This is a genomic window from Phytoactinopolyspora halophila (assembly GCF_003287285.1).
GTDB lineage: Bacteria > Actinomycetota > Actinomycetes > Jiangellales > Jiangellaceae > Phytoactinopolyspora_A > Phytoactinopolyspora_A halophila.
This window is the reverse complement of the sequence record NZ_QMIG01000014.1, coordinates 1-14,588: the sequence shown is the minus strand read 5'-3', so window position 1 is coordinate 14,588 and position 14,588 is coordinate 1. Positions and strand designations below refer to the sequence as shown.

Below are 14,588 nucleotides of genomic sequence, written 5' to 3'. Positions count from 1 at the left end.
GCGTGTGCTCTTGCGGAAGGAGTGCGCGCCGATGGCGAAAGGAAGAGTGGGTCATGGCATCCGTAGGGCCGCCGTCGCCCGGACCCGACGATCACGCGGCGCGGACCATGCTGGATTTCCTCACCGGTGCGTGGGTCACCCAAGCGATCTCGACATGCGTGGAGTTCGCCCTGCCCGATCGGCTGTCGACGGGACCGGCGGACAGCCGCGTCCTGGCCACGGATATCGGTGCCGACCCTGCGGCGCTGCATCGGCTGCTCCGGTTCCTGGTCGGTGTCGGGATCCTCGCCGGAGACGAGGAGTCGGGCTATCGGAACACCGCGCTGAGCGAGCTCCTCCGGAGCGACGTCCCGGGCTCGATGCGAGATCTGGCGTTGATCTACGGGGGAGCTTTCTACGACGTTTGGGGTCGCTTGTCCGACGCGGTACGCACCGGTGACGAACAGTTCACCGCGATCTTCGGAAGCCCGTTCTTCGAGTACCTCGACGAACACCCGGAACTGAGCCGGACTTTCGAGCGTGCCATGGAAGCTGGAAGCCATTTCCTCGATGCCGTTCCCCGGATGTATGACTTCACGTCCTCCAGCATCGTTGTCGACATCGGCGGTGGTTCCGGTGTGCTGCTCGAACGGATTCTGCGTTCCGTTCCGCACGCCTACGGGATCCTGTACGAGCGTCCGGCCGTCTTGCCCGCGGCCGCGCGCCGGCTTGTCGCGGCCGGGCAGGAGCATCGGTGCGAGCTGGCCGGAGGTGACATGTTCGAGCAGATCCCCTCCGCCGGTGACACGTACGTGCTGTGCCGCGTCCTGCACGACTGGAACGATGCTGCCTGCGCGCGCCTCCTTGGCAACTGCGCTGCGGTCATGGAACGAGGCCAGACACTGCTCGTGATCGAGCGCCTGCTGCCGTCAGACGGGTCCTTGACCATGGCCTCGTACTGGGACCTTCACATGCTGCTCTGCAATCCGGGGGCGCGGGAGCGCACGTGGGAACAGTATCGCGAACTGCTGGCATCGGCCGGCTTCACGATCGTCGGCCAGCGAACGTTACCGCTCGAGCTCCGACTGATCCAGACGGTGCGGCGCTGATGTCGGGGTCGGACTCTCCATGGGAGGGGAGGAGGAACTGATATGGAGGAATATCTGCTCGGTGCCAGCGATCAGGAACACCGGCGTCTGCTGAAGCAGTCCGAGCTGCACCGAGACGCCGCGGAGGCGCTGCTGGACCGGGTGGGCATCAAGCCCGGTTTCGAGGCGATCGACATCGGTTGCGGACCGTTGGCGTATTGGACATCCTCGATCAGCGGGTCGGGCCGTCCGGTACGGTCGTCGGCCTCGACCGCGAGCCGACGATGCTGGAATGGGCGCGAGCGAGCTTGAACGCCCGTGGCCTCGCGCACGTGCGGTTGGTGGAAGGCACGGGTCAGGCCACTGGGCTACCGTCCAGCAATTTCGACGTGGTGCACGGGCGCCTGGTGCTTGTGCATACCTCGCAACCGGCCGACATCGTGGCGGAGATGGTGCGCCTGGCCCGTCCTGGAGGATCGGTGTGCGTACAGGACGTCGACTGCATGTCGTGGCTGTGCGAACCCGAGCATCCGGCCTGGTCCGAGCTGGTGTCGTTGCTGTCCCGGATCACCAGCATCGACCTCCTGGTCGGCCGCAAGCTGCCGGCCCTGCTGCGCCAGGCGGGCTTGGAGGAGGTGGGGTGCGACGCGCACGCCTATGTGTGGGACCACACGCATCCCTATCAGACCCTGCTGATCGACTTGGTGGGCATCGTCCGGGAGCACCTCATGTCACTCGGTATGATCACCGCCGAGCGGCTGGATCGGTTGACGGAAGAGCTGGCAGAGCACCTCGACCATCCGGATACGTTCGTCATTCACCCGCTGCTGATGCAAGCTTGGGGCCGCAAACCATCGGAGCCCGGCGAGGCTGGCACCGGCCCGTAGCCAATGCCGCCGAGAGCTGCCGATAGACCGTGCGGCGTTGAGTCAGAAAAGACCGACGGTGCCGAGGGATCCCTCGGCACCGTCGGTCTCTCGTGGTCACTCACCGTGCGGGCGGGTCAGCCCTCGGTGCGTCGCCGGGAGATCGCGCTGACAACGCCGCCGCCGCCCAGGGCCGCGATCGCACCAGCGGCCAGGAGTGCTGCGGGCACACCGGTGTCGGGCAGGTCCTCGTCGTCATCCTCGCCGCTGCCCTCGTCGTCCTCGTCTGGTTCGTCAGTCGGGTCCGGCGTCTCGGTCGGCTCGGGCGTCTCGGTGGGTTCCGGGGTTTCCGTGGGTTCCGGGGTTTCCGTGGGCTCTGGAGTCTCGGTGGGTTCCGGAGTCTCGGTCGGCACCGGAGGCGGTGGTTGGTCGGTCGGCGTGTACGTGATCGCCGGGGTCCAGCTCGTGGCTGCACCCTCGTCGCCGGCACCGTCCACCTCGAACCGCAACTGGTCGCCTTCACCGACGTGAAGGTCGTCCAGGTTGGCCACGACGCCCTCGAAACCGTCCGTCGGAACGGTCTCCGGGCCCCAGACGGTATGACCATTCCGGGTGATCCGGATGGTCGCGTCCCCGTTTCCGGTCGATTGCGGGAGCGCCCGGCTGCGAATCGTCACGAACGAGGTCTCCGGCACCGTCCACGTGCGAGCGACCGTGGCGGCGCCAGCCGGACTCTGCCAGAACTTGTCGACCTCGTTCTCCCCGTCGGTGTAGCGCCGAGTGCTCTCCTGCCACTCCAGCGCGGCCCAGTCGTCGCCGTTCGAGCTGGCCTCGTAGGACCAACCGCGCGCCGGCTCGGCGCCGAAGTCCGCGCTGGCATAAAAGGCGTGATCGGAGCTGTCGAACTCCCGGTTGTTCTCCACCGTGAACCTGTCGAACGAGCCGCCTTCTGCGGTCCTGAGGAACCCGGTGGGCTCGAGGTGGAGGTTGTCACGGATGACACCCGAGGGCACGACTTCGTAGTCAGGGCCGCCGTTGCCGTGCTGGTTGATGCCTCCGAGGTACGGGTCCTTGCGGGCCACGGAGTTGTTCAGGAACATGTTTCCGCTGATCTCGTGGTCCTCACTGTGATCCCAGGACCTCCCCGCCAGGGCCAGCAGCTCGATTCCGGGGCCGGCGTTGCCGGTAAGGAACGAATTCTTGACGTCTACCTGGTCGTTCGCGACCTCGTAGTCGATCGCTGTCTGGTCGGGCGAGTTGGTGTCCGGGACGTCGCGGACGATCGAGTTGACAATGGTCACGTCGCGCGTGCGGCCGACGAACACGGCTGCCTTGCCGGTGGCCACGGGCTCGTTGCCCGCTCGCACGACGTGGCTGTTCATGACGGTGGCATGCCGAAGATTGACCAGCCGGAACGCCTCGTCGAAGATGTCGACGGCGTTGACGTCCTGGATGGTGACGCCCTTGACGAGGTTGTTCCCGTCGGTCCCTTCGCCGGCCTGACCGTTACAGAAGTCGAAGCTGACGCCGTCCTCACTCTCGTGCAGGTCGAGGTTACGTAGCACGATGTCCCTTGCCATCGTGTCGTCGGCGGTGAAATGCGTGGGTGGGGCGGTGAAGGAGATCGCCGCAGAGGCGCTCATGCCGTAGTTCGCCTCGCAGAATGCCCCGACGTCGGGCTCCTCGTCACTGCCAGGCCACTTCACTCCCGTGATGCCGTGAATGTAGAGGTTGTCGAAGACCAGCCCTTCGTGATCGAGGCTGTCGAAGTAGTTCAGGACACCAACGACAGCGTCACCGATTTCCAGGTGCGAGACGCGAACGTGCGACGGATTGCGCAGCACCACGCCACGTTCCGCAGGTTCCCCGTTCCGTATGATCTTGGGGCGGGCCCCGTCACCGTACGCGCTGATCGTGATCGGCGCGCCCGGCTCTCCCGCCTCGTTGAGATAGAGTTCCTGGTCCCATTCGGCTCCGCGGGCGAGCAGGATGGAATCGCCCGGCTCGAAGTCGTGATCGTTCGCCAGCGTGAAATCACACCACGGTTCGTCTTGCGAAGTGCCGGGGCCGTCGTTCGAGCAGTTCGATTCGGGTCGATTGTCGATGTAATAGGTCGTGTCCTCGGCTTGCGCGGGCACGGCGAGCAGCGTGCCGCCGGCGGACATCGCCGCCACCAGGCCGAGCTTGGTCAATGTACGGGTATATGTCACGGCGAGTTTCCTCGGGACAGGAGGTCGAGCAGCGTATCGCTGATCGACGTGAGCTTGTATGGCCACCGCGACGCTATCAGCGGGGGTGTTTCACATGTGCTTCACGAGGACACGGCGGCACGTCAGCGGTCTCCGGCACCGGTTATCCTGCGATAGATGTGTTCAGCAAGCAGCGGTGACGGCAACTCCGGGCCGGAGATCCGGCTCCTGGGCCCGGTCGGGGTGTGGCGTCACGGTGAACGGGTCGCGGTGCCCACCGGGCGCCCTCTCGTCCTGCTGGCGACTCTGGCGCTGAATCCAGGGGTTGTCGTCACCCAGTCCGGCTTGCGGCGCTACTTGTGGCCGGTGGCGCCGCCCGCGAGTCCGCGCCGAACCATCCAGACGTATGCGGCACGGTTACGGTCGGCCTTGGGCAGCGATGTGGTCCACACGTCGGGTGACGGTCTGATTCTGGATCTGTCGCCGGAGGCGATAGATCTGTGCCGGTTCCGTTCGATCGTGGATTCGGCATCCGGGGAAGCCGTCGAACCGGATCAGCGGCTCGAGCGGCTTCGCTCGGCCCTCCTTCTCTGGCACGGTCCTCCCCTGAGTGGACTGTCCCCTGACGCCTTGTCAGAGGACCACGGTCCAGCGTTGCTGGAAGAGCTGCTCGGTGCATCCGAACGTGCCAACGAGCTGTGTCTGGAGCTGGATCGGGCGGACGAGGAGTTCGTGAGCTCGGTGAAGCGCCTGATCGCCGACCATCCGTGGCGCGAGCGGCTCTGGGGGCAGCTGATGCGTGCCCTTTACGCCCAGGGGCGGCAAGGCGAGGCGCTGGCCACGTTCCACGAACTCGTCGGCGTGTTACGTACGGACCTGGGGATCGATCCCGGCGCGGAGTTGACCGAGCTACACCAGCGAATGTTGACCGCGGACCCGAGTCTGCACCCAACCGCCGCTTCTGGCGAGGGATCGGGACCCGGCGTTCCACGTCCGGCGCAGCTTCCTCCCGACACGCCGGATTTCGTCGACCGGACGGCCGTGTTGGAAGAGATGACGGCACTGCTGGCCGGAACCGACGTCGCGTGCCACCGCGTGATCGTTTCGGGAGCCGGTGGTACCGGGAAGACCGCCCTGGCGCTGCGGGCGGCGCACCGCGTGCGGGAAAGCTATCCGGACGGTCAGCTGTTCGCGGATCTGCGTGGCGTCAGCGACCCGGCCACCCCGCATGACGTGCTGGCGGGCTTTCTGCGGGCGCTCGGGCTCAGCGACCCGGCTATCCCCTCCTCCCAAGACGAACGCTCAAACCTGTTCCGGTCGATGTGTGCCACCCGCCGTCTGCTGCTCGTGCTAGACAACGCCCAATCTTCGGCACAGGTGGCGCCCCTGTTCCCGGCTGGTGCGGGCTGTGGCGTCATCGTGACCAGCAGGCCACGACTCCTGGGTACCGCGGCGAGTCTGCGAGTGGACCTCGCCGAGCTTCCGGATCCCGAAGCGCGCGAGCTGCTGGATGCGATCGTGGGTGAGAGCCGGCTGGAGCCGGAGCCAGGGGCAACGGAGACCGTGCTCCGAGCGTGTGGCGGTTCGCCCCTTGCCCTGCGTATTGCCGGCGGCCGGCTCGTCAGCCGGCCGAGATGGCCGGTTGCCGAGCTTGCCCGCCAGCTCGATACTCGCAACGTCTTGGACGTGCTCACCCTTGACGACATGAGCGTGCGGGGCGTGCTCGACGTCACGTACCGCAGCATGGAGCCCGAGATCGCTGGGCGGTTTCGCCTCCTGGCCGCCGTTCCCGGGACCACGCTGGATGCGGACATGGCGGCAGCCGTGTGGAACGTTCCGGCTCCGGCGGCGCGAGATAGCCTCGAACGGCTGTGTGACCTCCGGCTGCTGGAATCCATCGATCCGGAGACGTATCGGTGGCACGATCTCGTTGGTCAGTACATGCACGACAATGCCGGGCCCGGTGAGCTGGTTCCTCCGGCGACGCGGCTGCTGCGGCACGTCGGTGCGAACCTGCTGAGCGCCAAGAGATGCTTGCGTTCGGAGCGGGACGTGCTGGAAGCGATCGTCGATTCCGGTGAATCAGTGACGATCCGGGAGTTCACGGATCAACGGGCCGTGCACGAATGGCTGCACCCGCGATTCGAGACGATCACCCTGCTGGCCGCACACGGTCTGGCCGGACGTCACGAGATGCCGGTCGACGAGGCGGCCGCCGTCATGATGCTGGCTGACATCGTGGCCGAAGAGTGCTGTCTGAACGGCACGTTCGGGGAGGCCCCGCGTGCCGTCCTGGCGGCTGACGTGCCGCTGCCGTCCGGCCTTCCCGCTGTTGGTGTCGCATGGCAGAACCTCGCCGGTTCGCTGGGCAAGCAGAACCGGTTCGAGGAAGCATTCGATGCTGCCGAGCGGGCCCGTGCGATCTGGCGCGAGCTCGGCGATCGTGGACGCGAGATGGCCGTGCTCAACAACATGGCGATCTGGCACCTGCTGTCCGGGCGCTACGACACGGCCGCGCAGTTGCTCACGACGTGCATCGAGTCCGCGGATGCGCTGTCGGCCCGTAGCCGGACAGCATGTTTGCAGAATCTGGCCAGCGTGTACGTCAATCTGGGACGCCTCGATGACGCCGAGCGGTGCCTGACACGGGCGCACTCGCTTGCTCCGCTCGATTCGACGTCCCGCCTTGCCCATTACCTGGCGCTCAGGTGGGGCCAGCTGCATCGGGCAGCCGGCAATCGGGAGGCGGCGCTCGCGGCATACGAGCGCGCCGCTGACGTCGGGGCGGCCCTGGACTCTCCTTACATGCACGCATATGCACTGGTCAGCAAGGCTGCGACGCTCAACCACTTCGCTGACGACGGCAGTGACCCGGCGGCTCGGGCCGTGCAGATCGCACGGACGAGTCACCATCCGCACGTGGAGGCGGAGGCCCTCGTGGAGCTGGGACATGCCGCGGCCCTGCTCGGCAACCGGGCCATCGCTGCCTCGTACTGGCGTGAGGCGCTGCGGATCTTCGACTCGTTGGGTGCCGCCAATGTCACCGACGTGCGCAAGCTCTTGGCGGACGCGTGATCCGCGACGTCCACTGCCCGCGCGAAGCCATGTCAGCCATCTGCGAGCTACGCGGTGGCGTCGGCCGGAATGCCGGCGAGCTCCAGCATGAGATCGCGGACGTCAGTGGCGTGCACCCGGTCTCGCGCCGTCGACGGATCGCTGCACAGCAGCACTGGACCGTCGGCCGGATCGTCGGGGAGCCGCCCGTGCGTGCCAGCCACCCACCGCCCGTCGAGCGGGACGATGTTCATGGTGTAGCGCAGCCCTGCTTTCTTGCGAGCCAGGTTGAGTCCCGCCCGGGCTCGTGCGAACCGATCGGCCGGGTCGAAGAAGAGCTCGGCGGGGTCGAAGCCCGGCTTGCGGTGGATGTCCACACCCCGGGCGAAGTCCGGCGCGCGCTCGTCGTTCAGCCAGTAGTAGTACGTGAACCACGCTCCGGGCGTGGCGACGAGTACCAGCTCACCCGCGCGCTCGTGGTCAATCCCGTACTCGGCCTGCGCTTCGCGATCCAGGACGAGGTCGACTCCTGGAACGTCGGCGCACAGTTTGGCGACATGCGGGATGTCGGCCGGGTCGGTGACGTAGACGTGGGCGGCTTGGTGATCGGCGACGGCGAACGCCCGTGACGTCCAGGGATCCAGGTATTCCATGCCGTGCTGGGTGTACACCTCGAGCAGGCCGGCCTCGCGCAGGCTCCGGTTGATGCTGATTGGCTGGTTGGCGCCGGTGATGCCGTACTCGCTGACCACCATCACCTGGACGTCGTGCGACATCGCGTCCTCCAGCAGCGGCGCCACGGCCCGGTCAACGTCGCGGGCGGCGACGGTCGCTTCCGGGCTGTCGGGCCCGAAGCGTTGCAGATCGTAGTCCAGATGTGGCACGTAGGCCACGGTCATGTCGGCGCGGGGCAACAACCGCCGGGTTGCCGCCACGATCCATTCGGTCGACCGTATCGACGCGGTGGGGCCCCAGTAGTTGAAGAGGGGAAAGGCTCCCAGCTGCTCGGTGAGCTCCTCGTGCAGCTCGGGTGGACGCGTGTAGCAGTCGGGCGACTTGCGGCCGTCGGCGTGATACACCGGGCGCGGGGTCACCGTCCAGTCTGTGCTGGCGCCCATCGCGTACCACCAGCACACGTTTGCCACGGAGAACCCCGGCTGGTGGCGGCGCGCGGTCTCCCACACCTTCTCCCCCTGGACCAGCCGGTTGTGCTGCCGCCAGAGGTAGACCTCGCCGAGATCACGGAAGTACCACCCGTTGCCGACGATGCCGTGTTCACGAGGCAACTGGCCCGTGAGAAACGTCGATTGCACCGGGCAAGTGACGGCGGGCAGGACGGTCTCGAGTTCGGCCTGCCATCCGTGCCCGGCCACGCGTCGTAACGACGGTGCGTGCTCCAACAGCCGGGGAGTGAGGCCGACGACGTTGAGAACCAGCAGCTTGTTCACAGTGCCTCCATCCCGAGTTGCTCCAACCGATCCGCTACCCAGCGCAGCTCGCCCGCCAGGCCCGTGATCAGGCCGGCCTCGCCGTCCGGCCGCCGGCCCGGGGGAAGGACGGACCACGTATAGGTTTCCACCTCGACGTGATCGGTGATCGCGGATGCGCCGCCAAGTAGCGTTACCAGCGTTTCGTGCAGCTCATCCTGCGTGCCTTCCAGGGGAGCTGCCGGGTGTTCGTGCAGGGGAACGTGGAAGTGGACCCGCCATGGTCCCCGGCCGGGTAGCCGCCGGTCGCCGTCCAATGCCTCCGGAAGATCGTCGCGCCTGGTCACATGGCCGTCCACGATCTCGCGCGTCTGGTGCAAGAATCGGTCCTCGGCGTATGCGAGCAGCGCCTCGCGAGTCCGCGTGTCGCCCGGCTCGCCGGCATGGAGCGCGGCCGAGGCCTGGGTCTTGACGACGGGCAGCCCGGCACCGGCGAGCCGCGCCACGGCGTCGCAAGGATCGTCGAACTCGGACGCGAGGTGGCAGGCGTCCAGGCAGATCCCGATCCGTTCGAGCCGGTCGGCGCCGAGCCCGTCCAGGTGATCGACGGCGTCGGATGCCGTCTCGATCGCGCAGCCGGGTTCGGGTTCGAGACCCACCCGAATCTCGCGGCCGGTATCGGCCTCGACCTTCGCCAGCCCGTCAGCCAGGCGGTCAAGGTGTTCGCTCGCGCGCCGCTGGTGATCGTCGGACCACCACGCTCGCCAGCCGAGCGGGAGCGTGGAGATACTGCCGCGAGCCGCGTCGTCGGGCATCAGCCGGGCGAGGACGGACGCGCAATCGAGCGTGTACGCGAGCCGTTGCGGTTCGCTCCAGTCCGGCCGGTAGACAGCCTTCTTCACCTCGGCGTCGTGGAAACCGGCGTAGGGAAAGGCATTGAGAGTGACCACTTCAAGGCCGTTGCGGGCGAGGGTGGTCCGCAGGCGGTCGAGATCGCCGTGGTGTGCCAGCCGCGATGCGACGGGAGCGGGTAGCCACAAGCCGAGCCCGAGGCGCTCCACGCCCAGGTGCCGGCGTACCCCACCTCCGAAACGCTGGACCTGGTCGACGAGGCCGTCCAGGTTCTCGGTGGGATGAACGTTGGTGCAGTACGCCAGATGGACGACGGTGCCGTCGCGGTGGCGAAAGCGCATGCTCACTCCTCCGTTGCGGCGGGGCGCTGGCCACGAAGGACGGAGTTGCCCTGGAACGTGGCGCTTTCGTCGGGACGGATCTCGTCGAGGAGAAGGCGCCCACTCTGCCCGTAGAAGGCCACGGGATTCTGCCACAGCACGCGATCGACGTCGGCGTCGGTGAACCCGCGTTCGAGCATGGCCCGGCCCGTCTTGGCGGTCTTCAGCGGATCGCTGCGTCCCCAATCGGCCGCAGAGTTGACGATCATACGATCGAGCCCGTACTCGGTCAGGATCGTCACCATCCGGTGCTCGTCCATCTTGGTGTCCGGATAGATCGAGAAGCCCATCCAGCAGCCGGAATCGGCTACCATCGCGACGGTCGGTTCGTTGAGGTGGTCGACGAGCACGCGTTCGGGTGGCAGGCCCGACGACTTCACCAGTTCGAGGGTACGGCGGGTGCCGGCCACCTTGTCCCGATGTGGTGTGTGCACGAGGACGGGCAGATCGTGTTCGCCGGCGAGTTCGAGCTGGCGGATGAACACCTTCTCCTCATCCGCCGTCATCGCGTCGAATCCGACCTCCCCGACGGCGACCACGCCGTCCTTGGCGAGGTAACGCGGAAGGATGTCCAGCACCTCGACACAGCGGGGATCGTTCGCCTCTTTGGGGTTGAGCGCGATGGTGCAGTGATGGCGGATGCCGAACTGGCCGGCCCGGAACCGTTCCCATCCGAGCAGGCCGTCGAAGTAGTCGCAGAACGAGCCAACGCTGGTGCGGGGTTGGCCGAGCCAGAAGGCCGGTTCGGTGAGAGCGCGGACGCCGGCCGCGTACATGGCCTCGTAGTCGTCCGTGGTGCGCGACGTCATGTGGATGTGCGGGTCGAAGATACGCATCGTGCCTCCTAGACGGCTGGACGAGCTTGGCAGGTGATCGGCTGCCTCACCGTTCGCTGTCGCGTATCGGGTCATCCACGCGACGGCGTGGCCGCCGCGATGTCGGGGAACCGGTCGAGAACCTTCCAGGCGTCTGGTGGTGGTGTCCGTCCGGCGACGGAGCGTTCATGGCAAAAGTCGGCGACCATGCGGGCGAGCTCGGCATCGGCGCGCTCGTCGAGCATGGACACGGCTGCGAGCGGGACCCCGACGAACAGACACTTGAGCACGCCCTGTCGCCACGCGTCGGCGGGCAGATGCCGCGCTCCATAGCCGTCTAGTGCGGCCGCGATCAGCCGTATGTCGTTCGTCCGCAAGGCATCGTCCACGAGCGGCAACAGCTCGGGCCCGGTGTCGAGGACGGAGAGCGCACGCAATACCGCTCGCTTCTCGTCGGCGTCACCGAACCGGTACAGCGCACCGATTTCCTGACGGAGGAGATCGGGATCGGTCGACGCCTCCGCGGCGGCGGCCAGCAACACGATCCGGACCTGGTCTTCGAGCCGCGGCCCGCACACGCCGTCGGGGTCGGCGGGATCCGCGACTCCACGCGCCACCTGACGTGCCGCAGCGGGAAACCGCGTCGAGATGATCGACGGGGCGGCACGCACCTCGCGCACCAGTTCGTCGAGTCGCTCCCGGGCCGCCGCGTCGAGGTCGGGCGCGAACCGCTCGGTCACTGTGCTCATGCTCTTGCCTCCTCGGTCTCCTTCTCCTGGTTGACCGATCGCAGGGCCGCACGCAAGGCGTTCAATGACCGCTCCGCCACCGCCGGTGCGGCGTGACCGTGCCGGGGCAACTCGACCGCCGCCAGGCCGCCGTAACTGAGATCGAGCAGGGCCCGGAGAGCTTCGGTCAGATCGACGTGTCCCGCGCCGAACTCGAGGTGCTCGTGCACGCCCGGCAGCATGTCGTCGAGCTGCACATTGGCGAGTAAGGAACCGGCCGCGTGAAGACATGCCGCCAGCGAGCGACTTTCGTTGCAGACGCAATGTCCGATGTCGACGGTGACACGTAGCTGGTCTGGCGATCCGAGCCTGTGGCGCAATTCGAGCACGCCGTCCACGGTGTCGACGAACATTCCTGGCTCGGGCTCGAACGCGCATACCACACCGAGCCGTGCCGCCTCCTCGAGCACCGGCTCGATGGAGGTGAGCAGCCGGCGCCATCCCTCGTCGGCGCTGGTTCCCGCCGGAAGGGTGCCTGACCAGAACGAGACCGCTTCCGCGCCCAGTTCCGCACCGATGCGTATCGCCCGGCACAGAAGATCGACCCTGCGCTCGCGGCCGCTTGCTGACACCAGTGTCGGTTCGTGCTTGTGCCAGGCGTCCAGAACGTAGCGTGCACCCGTCTCGATCACCACGGCGAGTCCGTCTTCGTCGAGCCGCCGGTTCACGGCTTTGACCTGAGTGGCGACGTCGGTGGCGAACGGGTCGAGATGGGGGTGATCGAGGGTCAAGGCCACGCCGTCGTAGCCGAGACCCGCGATGACGCCGAGGGCGTCGGGCAACCGGTGATTGCCGAAGCCGTTGGTGCCATAGCCGAACCGCACGCTCACGTTGGCGACACCACCTTCGCGGCGATCCGGGCGGCCGGACCGGCCGCCAGAATCGCGGCTGCGGTCCCCAGCGCGCCGGATCGAGCTGCCAGGGCGGACTGCAAGAGAATCACGCCGCGCACGCCCGTGCCCGTGGCGCGACGCACCGTGGGCGCATCCGGCGTGCGGCTCGCGTCGAGCTGGTGGCGGCCCACGACGGTGGCGTATGTCGCGGACAGGATGCCCGCGGCCACTCTGGAGAGGGGCTTGCGGCCGCTCCTCGATGCCGCCGCGGCCGTCGCAGCCGCTGCGGTCCCGGCCACGGCCAGCTTGCCCACAGCGGGGGAGCTGCCGTGTACCTCGCCCCGGCTCAGCCCCGTGACGGCGACGGTGTGCGTGGCGACGGCGGCAGCTGGGCCGGCTGCGTCGCGCCAGCGCTCACCGGCGCCGAGCAACACGTCGAGCCCGCGTGCGGCCGCCATGCAGGGTGGTCCCGCGGCGGTCGGTTTGGCCAGCAGATCGTATGCCCACACTGTGGCCGCGAGCGGTGCTGCGACGCGTAACGCGCGTTTCCCTCCGGCGGCCCCGGCGATGGCCAGGCCGGCTCCCGTGAGCCCGGTAGCGATGGCCAACGCCTCGTCGGGACGCACCCGCCCCGACGGAATGGGCCGTTCGGGCCGCTCGTGCCGGTCGAGGTCGCGATCGGCGTAGTCGTTCAGTGCCATGCCCGCCCAGTAGAGGCAGGCCGATGCGAGCGGAAGGGCCCACGTGCGGCGGCCGAGTGGCCAGTCCGCTGCGGCCGCACCGGCGAGCGAATCTCCGGGAACGGTCAGCGCGGCAGGCAGCCGGATCAGCTCGGCCAGATCGCGCGGTTTCATGGGTGCTGCCCCGCCGCGGACAGCCGATCACACCACTGCACCAGCGCGTTCCATTGCTCTGACAGGCTGTGCGCGTCGGTGCCTACGGGATTCTTGAAGAAGAATCCCAGGGCTGGCTGCGGGCCGCTCTCGCCGAGCTCGTGCGCGCGGCTGATGAGCCGGACCAGGTCGAGGACGAGCGGAGCGGCCAGCGCGGAATCGCAACCGGACCAGGTGAATTGCAACGACATCCGGGTCCCGAGGAAGCCTTCGAAGGACACCATGTCCCACGCCGTCTTCCAGTCTCCGTGGTCCGGCACGTAGTCGATGTGCAGGGGCCCATCGACCGGATGACCGAGAATCGCCTCCAGGCCCTGTGCCTTCGTGGCCGTTTTGCTGGCGGCGTGGGTCGGATCCGCGAGCGTGCGCCCGTCGCCGCCGCCGAGCAGGTTGTACGACGCCCACGAGCGGACCTTCAGCGCGCGCATCGCGAACATCGGCGCCAGCACCGTCTTCATCAGCGTCTCACCGGTCTTGCCGTCCGAGCCCGCCCATGGCACGCCGGCCTGGCCGGCGACCGTCTCGAGTGCGGGCAGCCGCGGTCCCGGGCTGGCTGTGAAGGCGATGACGGGGCAGCCGGCGCGAAAGGCCGCGTAGGCGTAGAGCGAGCTGGCTGGCAAGGGGGACTGGCCAGTGTCCAGGGCCGATTCCAAGCGGTTCAGGTCGTGGAGTTCGGGCGACTCGGTGGCTGGTGCCTCGGTGCTGGAGACGTCTACGACGACCACTCGTGAGAGGTCGTGATCGTCACGGAAGGCGCGAAGGTCGGCTTCGATCCGCTGTGCCGCCGCGCGCTGATCCCCGTCGGCACTCCGGATGCCTGCCCGGATACGTCCATCGACCACACCGAGTTCCTCGGTCAGCGCTGATAGGAGCGCCGACGGCATTACACCGCCCGTGGCCAGTTCCTCTGCCCGTTTGATGAGGGATCCACCGACGATGTCGTGTCCACCGATGACCAGCTGGTCCAGGCCCGGCAAGCCCGCACGCGCGACAGGCGCGAGCTCGGAGACGCAGCCGACGGGTGGAGCCAGGCCGGCTCGAAGGGCCAGCGCGCCGACCGTCGTGGTGGTCGCCACAGAACCACGCGCTCCAACGAACCAGACGCCGATACGTTCGCTCACACATGCCTCCTGGGTTGCCGCTCATGTTCGCGGTATGTAGCAAGCGAAGTCAATAGTCGCATGGCAACTTCAGCCATTTGTAGTGTCAGAGGCAGAAGTGTCCAGACTTTTGTCCCACCGATAGATTGTTAGCGTTAACACAAGAGACAGCTTGATGATCGTTGACGATAGTGCACATGTCCGTGGAGGTGATCGTCAATGATCACCCGCAACGGTCACCTCGAACCGTCACGGAACCCGCTAGGGCATGTCTGACAAATATGGAGCGCTCGTCCTGCGAGACTGATCAGATGTCGAGGTTTC

At 67.4% G+C, this 14,588-nt stretch carries 11 protein-coding genes; 3 read left to right on the top strand and 8 right to left on the bottom strand.

From position 1 onward, the window contains the following. Positions 1-53 precede the first annotated feature (53 nt). Together DPM12_RS13305 and DPM12_RS13300 are read left to right on the top strand one after the other, a co-directional pair. Positions 54-1,088, top strand: a complete 1,035-nt coding sequence (locus tag DPM12_RS13305) for a methyltransferase (RefSeq protein ID WP_112258823.1) — start codon at positions 54-56, stop codon at positions 1,086-1,088. Positions 1,089-1,285: 197 nt separating this feature from the next. Further along, complete coding sequence (locus tag DPM12_RS13300; protein ID WP_158542885.1) at positions 1,286-1,954, top strand: methyltransferase domain-containing protein; 669 nt, start codon at positions 1,286-1,288, stop codon at positions 1,952-1,954. A gap of 116 nt (positions 1,955-2,070) precedes the next feature. Here DPM12_RS13300 and DPM12_RS23925 read toward each other — a convergent pair whose 3' ends face one another. Further along, positions 2,071-4,143 (bottom strand): hypothetical protein, encoded by a 2,073-nt coding sequence (locus DPM12_RS23925; protein WP_245951271.1) that lies wholly within the window; start codon positions 4,141-4,143, stop codon positions 2,071-2,073. A 156-nt stretch (positions 4,144-4,299) separates the two neighbouring features. Between DPM12_RS23925 and DPM12_RS13290 the strand changes: the two genes are divergently transcribed. After that, the gene (locus DPM12_RS13290; RefSeq protein ID WP_112258821.1) at positions 4,300-7,197 is read left to right on the top strand and encodes an AfsR/SARP family transcriptional regulator; all 2,898 of its coding nucleotides are present in this window, start codon (positions 4,300-4,302) and stop codon (positions 7,195-7,197) included. A 47-nt stretch (positions 7,198-7,244) separates the two neighbouring features. Here DPM12_RS13290 and DPM12_RS13285 read toward each other — a convergent pair whose 3' ends face one another. The 7 genes from DPM12_RS13285 to DPM12_RS13255 form a co-directional block, all read right to left on the bottom strand. After that, a complete protein-coding gene (locus DPM12_RS13285) occupies positions 7,245-8,624 on the bottom strand; it encodes an alkaline phosphatase family protein (RefSeq protein ID WP_112258820.1) in 1,380 nt (459 codons plus the stop codon). After that, entirely contained in the window at positions 8,621-9,796 is a 1,176-nt protein-coding gene (gene eboE, locus DPM12_RS13280; RefSeq protein ID WP_112258819.1) for a metabolite traffic protein EboE, read from the bottom strand. The genes DPM12_RS13285 and eboE overlap by 4 nt, the downstream gene beginning before the upstream one ends. Before the next feature lie 2 nt (positions 9,797-9,798). Further along, positions 9,799-10,671, bottom strand: a complete 873-nt coding sequence (locus DPM12_RS13275; protein WP_112258818.1) for a TatD family hydrolase — start codon at positions 10,669-10,671, stop codon at positions 9,799-9,801. Between the two features lie 71 nt (positions 10,672-10,742). After that, a complete protein-coding gene (locus DPM12_RS13270; RefSeq protein ID WP_112258817.1) occupies positions 10,743-11,399 on the bottom strand; it encodes an EboA domain-containing protein in 657 nt (218 codons plus the stop codon). Beyond that, the gene (locus DPM12_RS13265; protein WP_112258816.1) at positions 11,396-12,268 is read right to left on the bottom strand and encodes a sugar phosphate isomerase/epimerase family protein; all 873 of its coding nucleotides are present in this window, start codon (positions 12,266-12,268) and stop codon (positions 11,396-11,398) included. Before DPM12_RS13265 ends, DPM12_RS13270 begins: the two co-directional genes overlap by 4 nt. Beyond that, positions 12,265-13,125 (bottom strand): SCO3242 family prenyltransferase, encoded by an 861-nt coding sequence (locus tag DPM12_RS13260; protein ID WP_112258815.1) that lies wholly within the window; start codon positions 13,123-13,125, stop codon positions 12,265-12,267. Before DPM12_RS13260 ends, DPM12_RS13265 begins: the two co-directional genes overlap by 4 nt. Further along, on the bottom strand, positions 13,122-14,285 hold the full coding sequence (locus tag DPM12_RS13255) for an inositol-3-phosphate synthase (protein WP_112258814.1): 1,164 nt from the start codon (positions 14,283-14,285) through the stop codon (positions 13,122-13,124). Before DPM12_RS13255 ends, DPM12_RS13260 begins: the two co-directional genes overlap by 4 nt. Positions 14,286-14,588 lie beyond the last annotated feature (303 nt).

Excerpts from the sequence above, each read along its gene's own strand:
- DPM12_RS13305 (WP_112258823.1), top strand. The coding sequence starts at position 54 with ATGGCATCCGTAGGGCCGCCGTCGCCCGGACCCGACGATCACGCGGCG.
- DPM12_RS13260 (WP_112258815.1), bottom strand. The coding sequence starts at position 13,125 with ATGAAACCGCGCGATCTGGCCGAGCTGATCCGGCTGCCTGCCGCGCTG.
- DPM12_RS13275 (WP_112258818.1), bottom strand. The coding sequence starts at position 10,671 with ATGCGTATCTTCGACCCGCACATCCACATGACGTCGCGCACCACGGAC.
- DPM12_RS13270 (WP_112258817.1), bottom strand. The coding sequence starts at position 11,399 with ATGAGCACAGTGACCGAGCGGTTCGCGCCCGACCTCGACGCGGCGGCC.
- eboE (WP_112258819.1), bottom strand. The coding sequence starts at position 9,796 with ATGCGCTTTCGCCACCGCGACGGCACCGTCGTCCATCTGGCGTACTGC.
- DPM12_RS13290 (WP_112258821.1), top strand. The coding sequence starts at position 4,300 with ATGTGTTCAGCAAGCAGCGGTGACGGCAACTCCGGGCCGGAGATCCGG.